The following is a 17,410-nucleotide window of genomic DNA, read 5'->3' as shown; positions in this document are numbered from 1 at the left end:
GCAGATGGTTGGGTGGCCCATGTTATTACCAATATATGGGGTTTTACCGAACCAGGCGAAGCTGCGTCATGGGGCATAACTAAAGTGGGATCGGGCTGGTTATGTGATAATTTATGGCAGCATTATGATTTTACGAATGATAAAAATTACCTGCGGGATATTTATCCCATACTAAAAGGATCGGCACAGTTTTATAACAGTATGCTGATCAATGATCCTAAAACCGGGTGGATGGTAACCGCGCCCTCCTCCTCGCCCGAAAATGGATTTTATTTGCCCGATGGACGTCATGCCAGTATTTGTATGGGGCCAACCATTGATAACCAGATCATCAGGGAACTGTTCAACAATGTAATTACCGCCTCCAGGGTGTTGGGTAAGGATGAAGCTTTCAGGAATACACTGATAGCGCAGCTAAAAAAGATCCCGCCACCAGGGGTTGTGGCTAAAGATGGCAGGCTTATGGAATGGCTGGAGGATTATAAAGAGCTGGAGCCGCATCACCGGTGTATCTCGCATTTATATGGCTTATACCCGGCATCACTCATTACCCCCGAAGGCACACCCGAACTGGCCGAAGCCAGTAAGAAAACACTCGAAGCCCGTGGCGATGACGGACCAAGTTTTTCTATTGCCCACAAAATGCTTTGGTGGGCAAGGCTGCATGATGGCAACAGGGCCTACAAACTGTTTAACCAGTTGATAACCCCTACACTGGCTACGTTTATGAACTATGGCGACGGCGGAGGGATTTATCCCAACATGCTATCGGCAGGACCACCTTTTCAAATAGACGGAAATTTTGGCGGTACAGCTGCTGTAGCCGAAATGCTGATACAAAGCCATGCGGGTTTTATTGAACTGATCCCTGCCATTCCTGATAGCTGGAAAGCCTCAGGTGAGGTAAGGGGTTTAAAAGCAAGAGGTAATTATACCGTGAATATGAAATGGAAGGATGGCAAAATTACTGATTACCATATCCTGTCGGCCCAAAACCGTAAGGTTAAGGTTAAAATAAACGGTGTTATTAAAAATATATCTACCGAAAAAGTATAAAACCGCTTCGGGTATAAAAAAAGCGGAGAGGCGCTTAGTGCCTCCCCGTTTTCATGAATTGCTTTTTTACTAAATGGAAAGGCCTAAATTGAGACGGTCAATCCGCTCACCTATGGCATTCAGTAAACCCAAATCCAGATCATCTTCATTTCTTTGCATCCACAGGCTCCCGGATTTAAAGAGGATGGCTTCTGTACCGTCCTGGAACTTCACTTTCCATACCTTCCATTTTTTGTATGTCTCTGCGATAACCTGCAGTACTTGTTTGTAACCGTTTCGGGATAACACGATCTCGTATCGCATTGTTTATATATATTTAAGAGGTGAAACCATAACAAGAATTACTGCTATTTAAACGCCGGGATTTGTTGTTTGATTGCCCGGAATAATATTTTTTACAAAACCTGGTGATAAGATTAGTGACAGGATTAAAGGTACATCTCTGAGTACAAATGATTTAATACGAACTTAATCTGTATGTAAAATTTTAGATGTATATTTAATTAACCAAATTTCTGGAGATATGGAAATCAATTATTGGTGGGTTGGCCTGTTCCTGCTGTTAATGGCGGCACTAATAATCTGGATTATTAAAAGGAATCTGAAAGACCAAAAAGCATTTGAGAAAAAGATCATCCAATCGGAGCTTAAGCCAACGAAAGATAATGATCATGACGAACCGGCATCCGCTTAAAACTGCCATTTAAACAAGCGTTTTTATCCTGTAATATTGTTGTTTTAAAAAACAAAAAATGACAAACCAGTCCTATTCTCACTTGTTATAAAAAAACAGGCCGGGATGGTCCGGCTCGTTAATGTTTGAGGAGGAAACATTATGACTTTAGTGAAATTCAATGAAGGGAAAAACAGGGGGCTTACCCGCTCAGGGTTTGACGACGTTTTTGAATCAATTTTCAATGACACTTTTTTATCAGACCGGATGGTGTCGCGGGTACCGGCGGTTAACATTTCAGAGACGGACGGGCACTACCATATAGAATTGGCCGCACCGGGACTAAAGAAAGAAGATTTTAAAGTTAACCTTGACGGGGATGTACTTACTATTTCGGCAGAACATCAGACCGAGCAGAACGAACATGATAAAAAGTACAATAAGCGCGAATACAGTTATACTTCATTTGTGCGCTCATTTACATTACCCGATTCTGCAGATGATGCCAGTATTGAAGCAGTATATACCGATGGTGTGTTGAGAATTAATGTGGCCAAAAAAGAAGAGGCAAGAACGGCCAGCCGGCAAATTGAAATTAAATAACAGTCATCACCATTATTGTTTAACCAGGCGCTGACTCAGCGCCTTTCATTTTTATGCCATGTTAGTCACCGAGAATAAAAACAAAGAAAAAGGTACGCAAAAACCGCTAATTAAACTAACTACTGAAGGCCCGCTTTGTGAAAAAGATGAACAGGCCATTGCTATTGAGCGCTCCAAACTGCTTCAAAAAGAAGCACTGGAAAAATGGGAACGCTTAAGAAACAGCAATCATTAAACAAAGCCCCACGCCTCGGGGCTTTATTATTTCCCGCCATTCACTATTTTAGAGCACGAGATTTTGACATGCTTTATGTTATTCAATTATTAACCTCCTGCTCCTTTTTTTCATAATCCCAACTGCCTGGCAGGTAGCAAACAACGTGTTTAAAACTAAAAGTATAAAGCGATTGTTATGCCTTAGCTATTCCATGACGTACAGTTATGAAAAAAAGAGAAGAAAGAAAATATTTTGATAAAGAGTGGAAAGACATGAAGGCCAGTCTTGTGGCTTATTTAAAAAAGGAACAGCAAGACGATCTGCATCATTTCAGGGTTCAGGTTAAAAAATTACGTGCCTTTTTGATCCTGTCAGACAGTACTCAACAACATCCCAAATTAACCCAACACTTTAAACCTGTACGAATGATATTTAAACAGGCCGGTGAGATACGAAGTGCTTATATAAACCTGGAGCTGGGCAAAGCTCACCAAATAGATAATGGTACATTTATGAGCGACCAGCACCAGTTACAGCTAAATGCCAGCAGCAAGTTCAAATCAGATGGCGCTAAAAATCTTGAAAAATTAAAGGATTCGCACCAGCTGCTAAAAGAAAAGATAAAGCCGGTAAGCGATCTTCATATCAACTTGTTTTATCAAAAACAATTGCATCAAATTGCAGATATGCTCACTAAACCTAAATTTGATGATCAGTTGCATACATGCCGTAAAGAGGTTAAAATTTTAATTTATAACCATAAGCTGACACATGCAGCACTGGGTACCGGGGTGAATACCGACTATCTGGACCTGGTACAAATAGCTATTGGTGATTGGCATGACCATATACTGGCAATAGAATTGTTTTCAAGTACCGAAGCAAATGATCAGGCAGCCGTCAGCTCTTTAAAAAAACAGGATACCAAATTTAAAAACCATATAACCAATCTCACTAAAGATTTCTATAATCGGGCTACAACCGTTGTTGAGCTGCCGGTTGAGCAGTTAAGCTAATGAAGCTATAGCAACATTAGCAATATCGCGCAGTGTTTTTTCATCAGCCCCTGTCCGGGCGGCTACCTTTATCGCGGTAATGTTGGCAAAGATGAATCTTGCTAAAGCACGAGCTGAGTTTTTCATCGAAAATTGTCCACTCTGCTGTCCTTTTTCAACCAGTTTGGTTAAGGCATCTTCAACACTCAGGTTATTGTTATAAACTATATCCCCTATCTCTTTATCGCAGCCGGCAAGCTCAACGGCAGTATTCACCATAAAACATCCTTTTAACAGGCTGTCACCCACACTTTCTTTGATCAGGTTTTGAAAAATTTGCTTCACTGTCTCTGCTGCATTCTCCGCTTTACCAAGCATGGCCAGCATAGCGCCCGTTTCTGTTACCTGGTATTGTGCCAATGACTTTTTGAACAATGTTCTTTTATCGGTATAGGTGTTGTAAAGACTTGAACGGTTTATCCCCAATTCATCAACCAGGTCCTGTGCAGATGTGGCATTGTACCCTTTTCTCCAAAACAGGGCAACTGCTTTTTCGAGCAGAGCATCCTCATCAAATTCTTTTTTACGTGCCATGGCAATTAACTTAAATTAAAATCACTTTTAATTTTTTGAGAATCAATAAATAAATTTAGGATATGATCACAGGCTGCTGACTCATCTTTGAAAACAACTTTGTCATTTCTTCCACCTCTTTCATCTAAATAAAAAACCTCCCAATCATCATAACTATGATATAGTATTATTCTATCCGAAAACAATTCATTAAAAAGAGAATATTCAGTCTCTTTAATTTGTAATTCATCTAATACTTTCTTCAGGTTTTCTCTATTCATTTTTGCACAAAATTAAATATCAATAATGGCTGTTGCCTGATTTAACTTAGGGATAAGGAATCAGGCAACAACCATAAACTATATATATACCAAAATCTGAAACGATTGTTCCAAATTATGGTAAAAAAATTAATACATAACAGCGTTTACAGTTAAACCGCCATCAACAGTAATTTCGGTACCGGTAATAAATGATGAATCGTCAGATGCGAGGAACCTTACCACATTGGCAATTTCTTCAGGCCTTCCGAAACGGTTAAGTAATATCTTTGCGCTTAAAGCTGCTCCAAATCCGTCAACCTGTTCCTGCTCTAAACCAAGTTTATCATATAATGGTGTAGTAACCGGGCCAGGGGAAATAGCGTTAACTCGAATTTTACGAGAAGCAAGCTCACGGGCCAATACTTTGTTAAACGATAATACTGCGGCTTTGCTGGCTGCGTAAACACTACTATCGGCCACACCCAAAACCGCGTTTACTGATGTATTAAAAATGATAGAAGCACCATCATTTAGTATTGGGATAAATTTTTGAACAGTAAAGTAAACACCTTTAACATTCAGGTTCATCAGTGCATCGTAATGTTCTTCTGTAGCGGTTTCAACCGGACTAAAAGCGGCCATGCCTGCATTTAAGAACAGGATATCTACTTTGCCAAATTTTTCTTTAACCGCTAAAGCCAATTGGTCTATCTGATCCAGTTTGCTTTGATCAGATACAATACCTGTTGCGCCAAGTTCTGTTGCCGCTTTTTCTACTGACTCTTTATTGCGGCCTGTAATAACAACTTTTGCACCTTGTGCGATAAGTTCGGCTGCGGCTGCGTAACCAATCCCGCTGTTACCACCTGTAACTACGGCTACTTTGTTTAATAAATTATTCATTTTTTTAATGTTTAAGATCGTTGTTTTGAAATGATGAATCAAAGATAAACATTTTGAAACGATCATTCCAATATTATTTTTGATTTATTTCTTTTTTTCTATGTAATTGACAATCAGGTGATAATTGTGGTTACAATTGGGTTTTTTAACTGGGGATAAAGATTTTTTGTCACAATTTCTAAAGACCGGTATCTAACTAAAATAATTAAAAACAGCGTAAGGGTAAAACCTGGTGAACGTGTCTTAGTACGCACCGTATCATATAATCTTATAATTTTGATTGTATGATGCCGGTACAACCTATATAAAAACAGATAAACCTGATGACTGTAACCCCCAAACTAATTGCCCACATCCTGTCGTTTTTTATACCTCTAATTTTTTGCACAAAACTATCCGCACAAAACAACCTGATGAAAGAGGTATCTATAGGCGAAATAAAACAACAGCGCATGGGCAAAGTACTGGATAACATTGCCAGCAAAGGCAATTTTTATTTTGCTTATAACAACAAAACCATTCCGGCCGATAGCATAGTATCAGTTTCAGGGTACCGGGGTACCCTTTTTAGTTTGCTGGATAAATTATTAGGCGATAGCTATGAGTTTAAAGAAGTGCCTGGCTATATTGTATTAAGGCATGCGCCGGGTAAGCTGTATTTAACCGCCGAGGTGGAAAAAGATCCCGGAAAACAGGCTGTGGTAAAAGGCTACGTAAACGATGTTTCCAGTAAAAAAGAAGTAGCAAAAGCCAGCGTTTATGAAAAGAATTTATTGGTATCGACACTTACAGATGATAGGGGATATTTTGAAATTACGCTAAAAAACTGGAGCGGGTCGCTTTTACTCACAGTAACTAAAGAAAACTACCGCGATACCTCACTTTATGTACTACCTGTAGTTAATGTAGATGCTAAACACCATAACAGAAAATATAAATATTATCCTGATGATGGTTCAGAAGATGGAGTAGAACACAGCCGCTTTGCCCGTTTCTTTATCAGTTCAAAGCAGCTGGTGCAAGGCTTAAACCTCGGCAACTTTTTTGCTTCCCGCCCTTACCAGATTTCGCTTATTCCCGGTTTAAGTTCGCATGGCATGTACAATAGCCAGATAGTTGATCATTTTTCCTATAACATTTTGGGTGGATACACCGCGGGGATTGATGGAATTGAAATGGCCGGTTTATTTAATATCAACAAAAAAGACATGAAATTTTTTCAGGCCGCCGGCATATTTAACTTTGTAGGCGGCAGCACCAAAGGCGTCCAGCTTGCCGGTATTTATAATAATGTATCATATAATGCCTGGGGTTTACAGGCAGCTGGTTTGTTCAACAGGGTCCAGAATTTTACAGGTGGTATGCAACTTGCAGGTTTAGCCAATGCTGATAAACGCGCCAGCGGCTTCCAGGTTGCCGGTTTATTTAACCATACCCGTAACTTTAAAGGCGGCGTGCAGTTTGCCGGCTTATTTAATACTACCGATACCTTAAATGGCTTACAGCTCTCCAGTTTATTTAACCGTTCGACGGGACCAACCGGGTCGCAGTTTACCGTGTTTGTTAATACTGCTAAAAAAGTAAAAGGCTTTCAGTTTGCTCTGGTGAATGTTGCCGATAGCAGTGATTATACCATAGGTATCCTGAACTTTATTAAAAATGGCGAAAAAAGCCTTGCCCTAAGTACCGATGAAACTTTGTTTACCCATCTTGATTTTCGGTCGGGCGGCAGGGTGTTATACGGGCTGATTGGTGCCGGATATAAATTTGGTAACGATAAGGTTAAATACGCGCTTGATATTGGGTTAGGTGCGCATATTGTTAACAAAGGTAAGTTTTCTTTAAATGGCGAATACTCAACACAGTTGATCACCGATACCGAGAAAAAGTTCTATCAAACAGACTCTTTTAAAATATTATCTGGTTATAAGCTCAATAACCATTTAAGGCTGTTTGCCGGCCCCTCCCTCAATATCATATCTGCCGATGTAAGCGATGGCGCAAAGGTTAATGGATGGGTGCTTAGCAACCATATCAGCAATGATAAATTAACCGCCGTTAATGTTGGGATAACCGGCGGGTTGCAACTGGTATGGTAGTTTGAGGTGTATACACCTCTTTTGGATGTAAAAAGTGTTCTTTATGCTAAATAAACACAAGCTCTGTCATTTCGAGCGATAGCGAGAAATCCTCCACGACTTTTCATGCGAGCTTTGAGCAATGTAGAAGATTTCTCTTTCGCGCTTCCCTCATTCCCTCCCCTGGCTCTATCGAAATGACATTTTTTGTCCACTCAGGGCTCCCAATGGAAACCCTGAGGAAACATAAGGGTTTATGCGCCTCGCAATATCCTTTTTTAAACCCTTCCGTCTACCTATTTCAGAATAAAACCATGATCGGTCTTATTCACATGCATTTCGGGAGTAGTACTTCTTATTATTTCCAATATGTTACTAAGCGAATCTTCATACCTGATAGTAACCGTGATCTGCGTATTACGCAAGGCACCGTTCGCGATCTCAATATCAGCACCATAAGCTTCATTCAATATATCAACCAGGCGCCATAGCGGTGTGCCCTTGGCAATAAAGGTGTTGCTCCTGTAATAGTTATATAACTGATCGGTACTTTTTTCAATTTTAAGCTGTTTATCATCTGGTTTTATCCGTACCATTTCGTTGGGGGTTAACCTTATTGAATTAACGGATCTACTTACCTGCACTATACCGCTTTCTACAATAACCTCGGTATTTTGTTGCTTGCTTTTTACGTTAAAGGCAGTACCTACATCGCGTATGTTAATATCATTTACATGCACGGTAAAGGGTACCTGCTCATTGTGTTTCACCTCAAAAAACGCCTCACCGCTAAGTTTGATCTCTCTCCTCGATTCAAAATCGCCGGCATAGGTGATGCTGGAATTTTTATTGATATGCACAATGGAGCCATCAGGCAGGGTATCAATCCGCACCGTATTTGTCGTTTTGATGCTCACGAGTTCCGCCGGGTTACCGCCACGTTGATCATACAAATAATAGGCTATCCATCCGCCACCTATCAGGAATACAACAGCGGCGGCTATGCGTAACCAGCCGGTATTTGAACTAATGGACCTGACTTTAGCCGGTTCACGCCTTGTTGCTCGCTTTTCCTTAAACTTTTCCCATGCCTCGGTTTCGCCCAATGGACTCACCTGCGCCAGGCGCTTGCTGGTTTCCAGGATAATTTTTACTTGTTCAAACTTTTTAGCATTAGCGCTGCTGGCTGCTATCCAGGTTTCAATTTCCTGTCCTTCGGCTATAGTTGCTTCTCCAAGAATATATTTGATCAGTATATCTTCGCTCATATCCTGTTTCATGATCTAAACATATTAAATAGCATCAGTGTAATTAGTGGTAAAAATTCTTTCATCTCTTTTCTTAATATTCGTAAAGCTTTACCCATATGCGTTTCTACAGTTTTTATAGATATGTTAAGTTGGTTGGCTATCTCCTGGTATTTTAACTCTTCAAACCGGCTCAGGTGAAATATGGCCCGGCATTTTTCAGGTAATTTATCAAGGGCTTTGTTTAAGTGCTGCTCCAGTTCGCCCATTTTTAATTTGTCGGCAGCATCGTCTGTATGGTTCTTCATGGAATGCGCAGTTATGGTTTGATACCTTAGTTGAACTTTCTGTCGCCTTATGTAATTAAGACTATCATGATATGCCGATTTGTACAGGTATGATTTTATGGATGTTTGTATATGGCTCCATTCATTTTTTTCCCAAAGTTTAAGAAACAGGGCTTGCACAATTTCTTCCGCAACATCCCAGTCTTTCAATAGCGAGAAAGCATAGGCATGCAGCTCCCTAAAATGTTTTTTGAACAGCTGTTCAAAAACGGCTTCATTTTCCTGGATCAAATCGACGGTCACTTCCTTATTATCCATTATCGGGTATTGGGTTCGGCAAAGTAAATATATAATTGATTGAAAAATGATCTAAAAGCGGATAGCCACCAACGGCGCCTATCCGCATGATCAAACTTAGTTATTATTGAAATTTAAAACCAACCCCCAAACTGAAGATATTGGCTTTCTGCCCAAGTTCCTTGTTAAACTTGCTTAAACCCAGACTATAGCGGGCATCAAAAGTTAAGCCGCCAATGTCAACGCCCGCATTGATAACACCACCCGCGGTGAAGTCTTTATATTTAAAACCTCCGGGGGCAACCGGCTTTTTAAGGCTGTAATACAGATCGGGTCCGGCTGATAACCGGAAGTTCAGGTCGGATGTATTTATTAACTTATACCCCACCATTAAAGGCAGGTTCAGTTGCCTGAATTTGGCTTCGTACGAGTTGGAGTTAAAGCGATATTTGTCGCTAAAGGTAACGTAGTTAAGCTCCGGCTGAAAGAAAAGGTCCTTACCTACCCTTCCAAATACACCCGCGTTAAAACCTATTTTGCCAGATTTATCGGTAACCGCATTCAAGCCCGTTTTTAAGGTCGAAAAGTTAACCCCTGCCTTAATACCAAACTCAGGATCTGAGGATTGGGCCTTTGCTGAACTAAGTCCCAGCGTAAATAAGATGGCCGTGGTAAAGAGTTTAATTGATTTCATTTTTTGGTTTTTGTTTGTGATTGTTTTCATTTGATGCTATTTATTGTTCTGTGCTTATGACACGCCGGGCAAACTTTACCCTGACTGGTTTTTAAAAAATAATAAATGGTGGTTGGTGCGTCCGGTTAAAAAAACACCTGTATACCGGCGTTGTAACCAAAATAAAATCCGTAAAGGTCACGTCCGTTATTTCGGGTCCAGCTTGAAATATATTTGTTGGTGAGTTTCCTACCCTCTTCGGTATCGGTGTTTACATAATTAATGGATGGACCAGCAAATATTTCAATTGATGGCGTGATGCGGAATGCCGGTATTAACCTGAACGATGATTTGGAATAGTTTTCCTCACCTTTAAGGCTTTCCAGACCGCCGCCCACCAGCTCGGCATTTAAACGGAACGATTGAATCTTGAGCACATGGGCGCCTATACCGGCCTCATAAGCGTATTTTTCTCTTTTATTATTGAAGTTATAGCCAATGCCGATGATGCCATACAGTGTTTTACCTCCTGAGCGAAAGGCCAGTATGGTGGTCTGGTTTTCGTCGATAGTGGCGCTGATACCTTTTTCGCCGTTTTTGGCAATGTTGATAATACCTACCTGCGTGCCCGCGCTATCGGCAATATTGATAAAGCCGATCTGGCTGCCTTTTACTTTTTTGGCAACGTTCATAAAACCTGCTATCTGCACGCCTTTTACATTGCTGGCAATATTTAAAAACCCGGCTATCTGCGAAGAAGATACATCGCCGCCTTTATTCAGGAACCCGGCTATTTGGGCGCCGCTGCTGCTCCGCGCTATGTTGGCAAACCCAGCAACAGCCACGCTATTACCACTGCCGTAAGTATTTAAAAAGCCGGCAAACATGGTGCCCCCGGCATTGCCACCAACATGGTTCGAAAAGCCCGCAACCTGCAAACCCCTGGTATCATGATGCACAATGTTCGAAAAACCTGCAAGGCTAACTCCGCGTTCCGCCGCGGATACCCCGGCTATCAGATTTAACGAAAAACTATTGGTATCTCTTGGAGCTTGCGTTCCGTTGCTGCTCAGGGGATAAACCAGGCCGATATTTGTTCTGGCCCGGTCACTTTGAGCGTAACTATTGGTACTGGCAAACACTATTAAAAAAAATGTCCAGATTTTTAAAATAGTTAATAAGATGCTGTCTTTGTACAGATTAAAATTCATATGTATATTATTTATCGTGTATTTGCAGCTATGACACGCTATATGAACTTTACCCTGACTCTGTTTTTAAATTTTTTAAATTGACTATCTTATCTTTGATAATATTGACGAATATTCAATGGGCAATTTACTTATCAAACGCATATATGACCCAGCTGATAAAGCTGACGGGCTAAGGATCCTGGTTGATCGTTTATGGCCCCGCGGGATGACAAAAGAACGCGCGCAAATAGACAGGTGGATGAAAGAAGTGGCTCCATCAACCGCGTTACGCCAATCATTTCATAAAAACCCGCAAAACTGGCCCGGCTTTGAGCATGATTATATAGCCGAACTGCAGCAACAGGAAAGCGTTAAAGAGCTGGCCGAATTAATAAAGACCCATGAAACTGTTACCTTATTATATGCTGCAAACAATGAACAACAAAACCATGCTATAGTTCTGCGGCATTTTTTGCAATCCTCATTAGAGAAATGAGTTTTTTTAAAACATACATTGAATTTACCCTGCTATACGATGGCGAAACCTACAGAGTGAAAACTTTTGAAGGCGAATATGACGATCTGCGGGAATTGATCAATGATCATGTACAACCGCCAAATTTTGGCAGGTGCGATGGAATGGGCCGTTGCGCCACCTGCATGGTAGCACAACAATTTAAAGACCCATTGATTAAATCCGAAATAAATTTATCATGCCAGCTAACCGTCAATGATGATCTGGCGAACAAAGTGTTCAAGATATTGCCGTATACAACATAGCTTATTATTCTACCCGTATAGCTTGACATGCTGAGTAACCTTTATTTGCTTGCAAATAATCGCATTGAAAATGACATTTTTTCAATATTGATAAGCAGCAAGTTACAGACTTGTCATTGGCACCTAATTGGGTTTACATGGTTTACACTTTTCATGATTAACATTGAAGTATATAATTAATAATCAATTAATTATATACTTTTTCGCATAATATTCTGGGTTTACATTAATCAGCTTTATAGGATTTCGGTCTTCCCAACATTTGTGGTTATACGAATGCAAGGATGAAGAGCTCTACGCTACCAATGACGTATTCGATTTTCAAGGTGTAAAGGCCTGTCAGTCTGAGTAACCTTTATTTGCTTGCAAATAATCGCATTGAAAATGACATTTTTTCAATATTGATAATCAGCAAGTTACAGGATTGTCATTGGCGGTATTAAAATTTGGAAAATACCGAAGCCAGAATAACTTGCTTATCTAGGCCCCATCGGGGCATCGTGTTTATAGCCATTAGGAAGTAAATTATAAGCTCCATAGGAGCTTCCTGATCAAACTAAATAACATTACAGGAAGCTCCTATGGAGCTAACGCTTGGTATTGTTATTCTATAAACACGATACCCCGATGGGGTGTACTGTTCACTGTAACTTTCTTCCAGGGCGATACACCCAAAACAAATACACCATGCAGAGTGTAACAAAGAACTTGCTCTTGACATAATGAAAAATCTATAGCAAGGTGTATGTATCTGCTAATAGGTCTCCCTCGTTCCTTACTGGCAGGCAGGCTACCCATGACAAATTTGACGTAAAAGTTAGCTACTTAGTATCTGTATTTACACTAACTGTTTTCCTGCCTCTCACCAGCATTTTCATGCGCTGGCGTTTTAAGGAGATTTTCACATACGGGTGCTGGGTTTTATCAGCATCAATTTTAAAGGCCGATATAATATCGCGGTAAGATAAGATGCCTATTACCTTATGATCGGTAGGTGACAACACTGGCAGCACCTCCACTTCTGTTTTCGACATGGTTTCCATAGCATACCGCAGCGTGTCCGTACTGTTAACAGACGAACTGATCTCTTTTTTAAGCATTTCTTGCAATGATGCTTCGGGGTCAAGTTCGCTGCTATAAATATCCGTTAACTTTAAGGTGCCGCTAAACTCGCCGTCGTTATTAACCATAATAAAATAGTTATCGGTGATGCTGTTAGCATTAACCCAACTTCTTACATCGGCTATGCTATTGTTTACATTGATCACGGTACCCTCATCACTGATCACTTGCGAAACATGCATCTTTTGTAAAACATCCGGCTCAAATGAGTCGGGTGTAAAAATTCCGCGACGGGCAATCTTTTCAGTCATGATGGTGTTTTCCATCAGGAAGAACGAAACCATATAAGCGGCCGTACAAGCACCCAATAATGGCAGCAAGGCATGTGATTGCATAGTGGCCTCCAATGCAAACGTAATACTGGTTAAATACGCCCGCGATGCCCCTGCAAACATGGCCGACATACCAATCAGCGCCGCCATAGGTATACTTACCCCTGAATTTGGAAAAAGTATTAATGTAATAGAGCCAATAATGGCACCGGCTGCGCCACCAATGGTTAATAAGGGAGCCAATGTTCCGCCGGATGTTCCACTGCCTAAAGCAATGGCCCATGATATAAACTTGCAAAGGCATAAAGTACAGATGAGTGTTAAAGGCCACCTACCCGATAATATGCCTGTTATATTATCATATCCTACCCCAAGTGTATGTGGTGCAAAAAAGCCGATGACACCAACTGCCAAACCACCAATTGCGGGCCACCAGATCCAGTGAATAGGTAATTCTTCAAAAATATCCTCAATAACATATACTATTTTGGTTACGCCAAGGGATAAAAACCCGATGATAATACCCATGAAACTATAAATGCCCAAAGCAAGGTTTGATGGTGTAAGCAGATCAGGCATCGGAAAAACCGGACCAGCCTCAAACAGTAAATGATGCCCTGCCGCGCCTGTGATACAAGCCAACGCAACCGGCAGAATAGATTTGGGCGAAAATTCAAACAGCAGCAGTTCAATAGCCAAAAATACCGCGGCTATAGGCGTACCGAAAATAGCCGACATACCCGCCGTAGCCCCGGCGGCTAAAATGATCTTGCGCTCATTAGCAGTTATTTTAAATAACTGTCCTAATGTGGAACCTAATGCACCTCCCGTGGCTATGATCGGCCCTTCGGCACCAAATGGGCCGCCGGTACCAATGGCTATAGCCGACGATATGGGTTTTAAAAAGGTGATGGATGGTTTAATATTACTTTCGTTAACCAGTATTTGCTCCATAGCCTCGGGAATCCCATGCCCGCGTATAGCTTTGGAACCATAAAAAGCCATGATCCCAACCAAAATCCCTCCTATTGCAGGGATAATAATAACCCATACACCTAAATGATTATTTGCCGGTGAATGAAAGCCAAATGCAAATGAGCCGTAAAAAGAAATATTGGTAACCAGGTTGATGAGATAAATTAAAATTTTAGCGATAATGCTTATAGCCACGGCTACCGCTACCGACAAACAGGAGATAACTATCAGCCTCTTTTTTAAAAAAATACTGTTTCTGGAATTACCGGGTGGCGTTTCCATATTATTTAATGATGGCGAGATAGGGATACCTATTTTATTTATTGTTTTTTTCATTTTTTCTTACTGGCTATTTTATTGTTTCTGCCAGCTTTTGAGTTGCAAAATTAAGATTTAATTATAATAAATATTGCATAAACAATATAATTAATCATTAATTTTACATTAAACATCAAAATATATTACACAAACAACAAATTACATCCATTAACTGCAATGCATAAATCATACCCTATTTATGTAGATCGCGGTTAAATAATTAATATTGCACACCTGCAGGCAACTGAACATTTATGACAAAAACCAACCACACTTGCGATTTAAACACTTGTTTTTTGTGCAAAAATTGCCTGAAAGACTGGCTACCCGCCATAAGTGCCAACCGGGAAAATTTTATACTTAAAAAAGGGCAACAGCTCTTTAAAGAAGGTGACAATGTTACCGGCATATACTTTATGTACAAGGGTGTTGTAAAAGTTCATAAGCAATGGGACCAGGAAAAAGACCTGATCCTGAGATTTGCTAAACAGGGTGATATTTTAGGCCATTTAGGCTTGGGGGATATTTCAACCTATCCTGTTTCGGCAACAGCCGTGGAGCCGGGGATGGTTTGTTATGTTAAAATGGATTTCTTTGAATCGTCATTAAATGTAAACAGCCAGTTCACCTATAAACTGATGAAGTTTTTTGCGAATGAATTGCAGGAGTCGGAAAAAAGGATGCGCAACCTGGCTCACATGCCGGTAAAAGAACGGATAGCCCAGGCACTGTTATCGCTTCGCAACCAGTTTGGGTTAAATGCCGATGGTTATGTTGATATTGAACTAACCCGGCAGGATATATCATCATACGCGAGTGTGGTGTACGAAACCTTTTTTAAAGTAACACAGGAGTTTATTCAAAACAACCTGATAGCACTCGACGGTAAAAGTTTTAAGCTGTTGAATGAGGATGCTTTGAAAGAAATAACCCTAAGCCGGAAAAAATAAAAGTGGGTTGCTTTTTAACCTTTCTGCATTAGCTTTTTTAAAACATCACATTCAATTATTGTTTAAATTGCAGCCGGAGGTGCAAATTGAGCAAGTACAGCAAATTAAAACGTTATCATAATTTTTTAAAATTCCAACGGGATTTCAGGGCGAACAGCGTCCGTAAAATGCGGAGTTATGAGATCATCCTGCTTTGGGTGCGCAATAATCTTTCCCATAGTCATTTTTTGATATTATCAGGTATCCTTGTTGGCTGTACTGCAGGCTTAGCCGGCGTAGTTTTAAAAATGCTGGTGCATTATATCCATTACCTTATCACCTCCAAATTTCAGTTCGAGCAGCAAATTGTTTTTTATGTGGTATTCCCGTTGCTGGGTATTGTACTTACCACACTGGTGGTATTATACATATATAAAGGGAACGATCGCAAGGGTATCCCGGCCATATTATATGAAATTGCGCAAAACTCCAGCCTGGTATCACCGGTAAAAATGTACTCGCAAATTGTACAGAGTGCTATTACGGTAGGTCTGGGTGGATCAGCCGGTTTAGAGAGCCCCATCGCGGTAACCGGATCGGCCATTGGCTCCAACTTTGCCAAAACCTATAAGTTAGATTATAAAGACCGCACCCTTTTACTCGCCGCAGGTGCTACGGCTGGTATAGCATCGGCCTTTAACGCCCCCATCGCGGGTATGATGTTTGCCTTTGAGATCTTGCTCACCGGGGTTGTATTTACAGATTTTATTCCGCTGGTTGTTGCCGCAGTTTGTGGCAGCTTGGTATCAAGGATCATTCTTAACGAAGAAGCACTGTTTCAATTTACTACACGCGCCCCTTTTAACTATAAAAACATTCCTTTTTATATTGTGCTGGGCATTGCCTGCGGTTTATATGCCCGTTATTTTGTAGTCATATCTCAATGGGTTGAACACCAGTTTAAACACTCCAAAAGAAGCCGCCTTCAAAAAGCAATAATGGCAGGGGCGCTACTTTCCTTACTCTGTGTATTATTCCCTCCGTTATTTGGCGAAGGGTACTCTACCATTAAAGTACTGGCCACCGGACAAATAGAATCGGTTGTAGCGGTTAGCTTTTTTAAATATTTCGCCTTTCACCAGTGGTTTATTTTATTGTTTTTAGGATTCATTTGCATTTTAAAAGCTTTTGCTACATCAATTACCATTTATGGTGGCGGCAATGGCGGTAATTTTGCCCCGGCATTGTTTTCGGGCGGAACTTTGGGCTATTTTATTGCTGTGTTGTGCACCCAGTTGGGTATCCCGAACGTACCAACCACCAACATGGTAATAGTAGGTATGGCGGGTGTAATGAGCGGTGTATTATACGCGCCATTAACAGCCATATTCCTGATTGCCGAATCAAGTTCAGGATACGACCTTTTTATACCGCTCATGATCGTTTCGGTAACATCATTCCTGATTGCCAAACGCTTCTCGGCCATATCACCCGATCTGAAATTGCTGGCCCAGGAAGGTAAGATCTTTACACGTGAACACGACCAAAACCTGCTCTCATTGTTAAACACGCCCGATCTGATCGATAAGGATATACAGGAGATCAGTATATACGCCACATTTAATGAGCTGATAGAATTGATTAGCAAAGGGAAGAAAAATTTCATCGCAGTAACCAATGATGAGCATGTGCTGGAAGGCATTATCCTGCTTGATGATATCAGACCGGTAATGTTCAATAAGGAACTGTACGATGAACTAAGCGTTCAAAAAGTAATGGTTACCCCTACGGCCATTATTGATATTAACGACGATGTACGTGAGATTGTTAAGAAATTTGATGAAACCAATACCTGGAACCTGCCCGTAGTTGATGGGCATAAATTTGTTGGCTTTATATCAAAATCGAGCGTATTAAACCAATACCGCCAGTTATTGAAGGAATATTCAGGCTAAA

Annotated in this window: 19 protein-coding genes; 10 read left to right on the top strand and 9 right to left on the bottom strand. The window is 40.7% G+C overall.

The features are described from left to right. On the top strand, positions 1-1,056 hold a 1,056-nt coding region (locus tag AC1DRQ_RS19660; RefSeq protein ID WP_477426481.1), incomplete at its 5' end, for a glycosyl hydrolase family 95 catalytic domain-containing protein. Between the two features lie 69 nt (positions 1,057-1,125). Here AC1DRQ_RS19660 and AC1DRQ_RS19655 read toward each other — a convergent pair. Then, positions 1,126-1,359 (bottom strand): hypothetical protein, encoded by a 234-nt coding sequence (locus AC1DRQ_RS19655; RefSeq protein WP_429400505.1) that lies wholly within the window; start codon positions 1,357-1,359, stop codon positions 1,126-1,128. Between the two features lie 220 nt (positions 1,360-1,579). Here AC1DRQ_RS19655 and AC1DRQ_RS19650 point away from each other — a divergent pair, with 220 nt between their 5' ends. From AC1DRQ_RS19650 to AC1DRQ_RS19635, 4 genes are all read left to right on the top strand, one after another. Next, positions 1,580-1,750, top strand: coding sequence for a hypothetical protein (locus AC1DRQ_RS19650; RefSeq protein ID WP_429400504.1), 171 nt, complete (start codon positions 1,580-1,582; stop codon positions 1,748-1,750). A gap of 141 nt (positions 1,751-1,891) precedes the next feature. Continuing rightward, positions 1,892-2,332, top strand: coding sequence for an Hsp20/alpha crystallin family protein (locus AC1DRQ_RS19645; RefSeq protein WP_477426480.1), 441 nt, complete (start codon positions 1,892-1,894; stop codon positions 2,330-2,332). A 58-nt stretch (positions 2,333-2,390) separates the two neighbouring features. Continuing rightward, a complete protein-coding gene (locus AC1DRQ_RS19640; protein WP_429400502.1) occupies positions 2,391-2,567 on the top strand; it encodes a hypothetical protein in 177 nt (58 codons plus the stop codon). A gap of 206 nt (positions 2,568-2,773) precedes the next feature. After that, complete coding sequence (locus tag AC1DRQ_RS19635) at positions 2,774-3,565, top strand: CHAD domain-containing protein (RefSeq protein WP_477426479.1); 792 nt, start codon at positions 2,774-2,776, stop codon at positions 3,563-3,565. On the opposite strand, the gene AC1DRQ_RS19630 is transcribed toward AC1DRQ_RS19635, so the two are convergent. The 3 genes from AC1DRQ_RS19630 to AC1DRQ_RS19620 all read right to left on the bottom strand — a co-directional run bounded on the left by AC1DRQ_RS19630 (position 3,557) and on the right by AC1DRQ_RS19620 (position 5,283). Then, the gene (locus AC1DRQ_RS19630; protein ID WP_477426478.1) at positions 3,557-4,138 is read right to left on the bottom strand and encodes a TetR/AcrR family transcriptional regulator; all 582 of its coding nucleotides are present in this window, start codon (positions 4,136-4,138) and stop codon (positions 3,557-3,559) included. The two genes, AC1DRQ_RS19635 and AC1DRQ_RS19630, sit on opposite strands and share 9 nt — an antisense overlap. Positions 4,139-4,143: 5 nt before the next feature. Then, positions 4,144-4,398 carry a hypothetical protein gene (locus AC1DRQ_RS19625; RefSeq protein ID WP_477426477.1) on the bottom strand — a complete coding sequence of 85 codons (255 nt, stop codon included), beginning with the start codon at positions 4,396-4,398 and terminating at the stop codon, positions 4,144-4,146. Between the two features lie 129 nt (positions 4,399-4,527). Then, positions 4,528-5,283, bottom strand: a complete 756-nt coding sequence (locus AC1DRQ_RS19620; protein ID WP_429400498.1) for an SDR family oxidoreductase — start codon at positions 5,281-5,283, stop codon at positions 4,528-4,530. A 323-nt stretch (positions 5,284-5,606) separates the two neighbouring features. Between AC1DRQ_RS19620 and AC1DRQ_RS19615 the strand changes: the two genes are divergently transcribed. After that, complete coding sequence (locus AC1DRQ_RS19615) at positions 5,607-7,382, top strand: peptidase associated/transthyretin-like domain-containing protein (protein WP_477426476.1); 1,776 nt, start codon at positions 5,607-5,609, stop codon at positions 7,380-7,382. Positions 7,383-7,657: 275 nt separating this feature from the next. Here the strand turns inward: AC1DRQ_RS19615 and AC1DRQ_RS19610 are convergent, their stop codons facing one another. From AC1DRQ_RS19610 to AC1DRQ_RS19595, 4 genes are all read right to left on the bottom strand, one after another. Next, complete coding sequence (locus AC1DRQ_RS19610) at positions 7,658-8,641, bottom strand: FecR domain-containing protein (protein WP_477426475.1); 984 nt, start codon at positions 8,639-8,641, stop codon at positions 7,658-7,660. Then, on the bottom strand, positions 8,638-9,213 hold the full coding sequence (locus tag AC1DRQ_RS19605) for an RNA polymerase sigma-70 factor (protein ID WP_477426474.1): 576 nt from the start codon (positions 9,211-9,213) through the stop codon (positions 8,638-8,640). The genes AC1DRQ_RS19610 and AC1DRQ_RS19605 overlap by 4 nt, the downstream gene beginning before the upstream one ends. Positions 9,214-9,316: 103 nt before the next feature. Beyond that, complete coding sequence (locus AC1DRQ_RS19600; protein ID WP_477426473.1) at positions 9,317-9,886, bottom strand: porin family protein; 570 nt, start codon at positions 9,884-9,886, stop codon at positions 9,317-9,319. Between the two features lie 125 nt (positions 9,887-10,011). Beyond that, positions 10,012-11,076 (bottom strand): hypothetical protein, encoded by a 1,065-nt coding sequence (locus AC1DRQ_RS19595; RefSeq protein ID WP_477426472.1) that lies wholly within the window; start codon positions 11,074-11,076, stop codon positions 10,012-10,014. A 118-nt stretch (positions 11,077-11,194) separates the two neighbouring features. On the opposite strand from AC1DRQ_RS19595, the gene AC1DRQ_RS19590 reads away from it, so the two are divergent. Next, positions 11,195-11,554 (top strand): DUF488 domain-containing protein, encoded by a 360-nt coding sequence (locus AC1DRQ_RS19590; RefSeq protein ID WP_477426471.1) that lies wholly within the window; start codon positions 11,195-11,197, stop codon positions 11,552-11,554. Further along, a complete protein-coding gene (locus AC1DRQ_RS19585) occupies positions 11,551-11,838 on the top strand; it encodes a hypothetical protein (RefSeq protein ID WP_477426470.1) in 288 nt (95 codons plus the stop codon). Before AC1DRQ_RS19590 ends, AC1DRQ_RS19585 begins: the two co-directional genes overlap by 4 nt. 821 nt (positions 11,839-12,659) lie before the next feature. Here the strand turns inward: AC1DRQ_RS19585 and AC1DRQ_RS19580 are convergent. Continuing rightward, a complete protein-coding gene (locus tag AC1DRQ_RS19580) occupies positions 12,660-14,543 on the bottom strand; it encodes a chloride channel protein (RefSeq protein WP_477426469.1) in 1,884 nt (627 codons plus the stop codon). A gap of 278 nt (positions 14,544-14,821) precedes the next feature. Here AC1DRQ_RS19580 and AC1DRQ_RS19575 point away from each other — a divergent pair, with 278 nt between their 5' ends. Together AC1DRQ_RS19575 and AC1DRQ_RS19570 are read left to right on the top strand one after the other, a co-directional pair. Then, entirely contained in the window at positions 14,822-15,475 is a 654-nt protein-coding gene (locus tag AC1DRQ_RS19575) for a Crp/Fnr family transcriptional regulator (protein ID WP_477426468.1), read from the top strand. Positions 15,476-15,561: 86 nt separating this feature from the next. After that, the gene (locus AC1DRQ_RS19570) at positions 15,562-17,409 is read left to right on the top strand and encodes a chloride channel protein (RefSeq protein WP_477426467.1); all 1,848 of its coding nucleotides are present in this window, start codon (positions 15,562-15,564) and stop codon (positions 17,407-17,409) included. Position 17,410: the final 1 nt, after the last annotated feature.

It is taken from the genome of Mucilaginibacter sp. P4_E8 (assembly GCF_056401495.1).
This window is presented reverse-complemented; position numbering and strand designations above follow the sequence as displayed.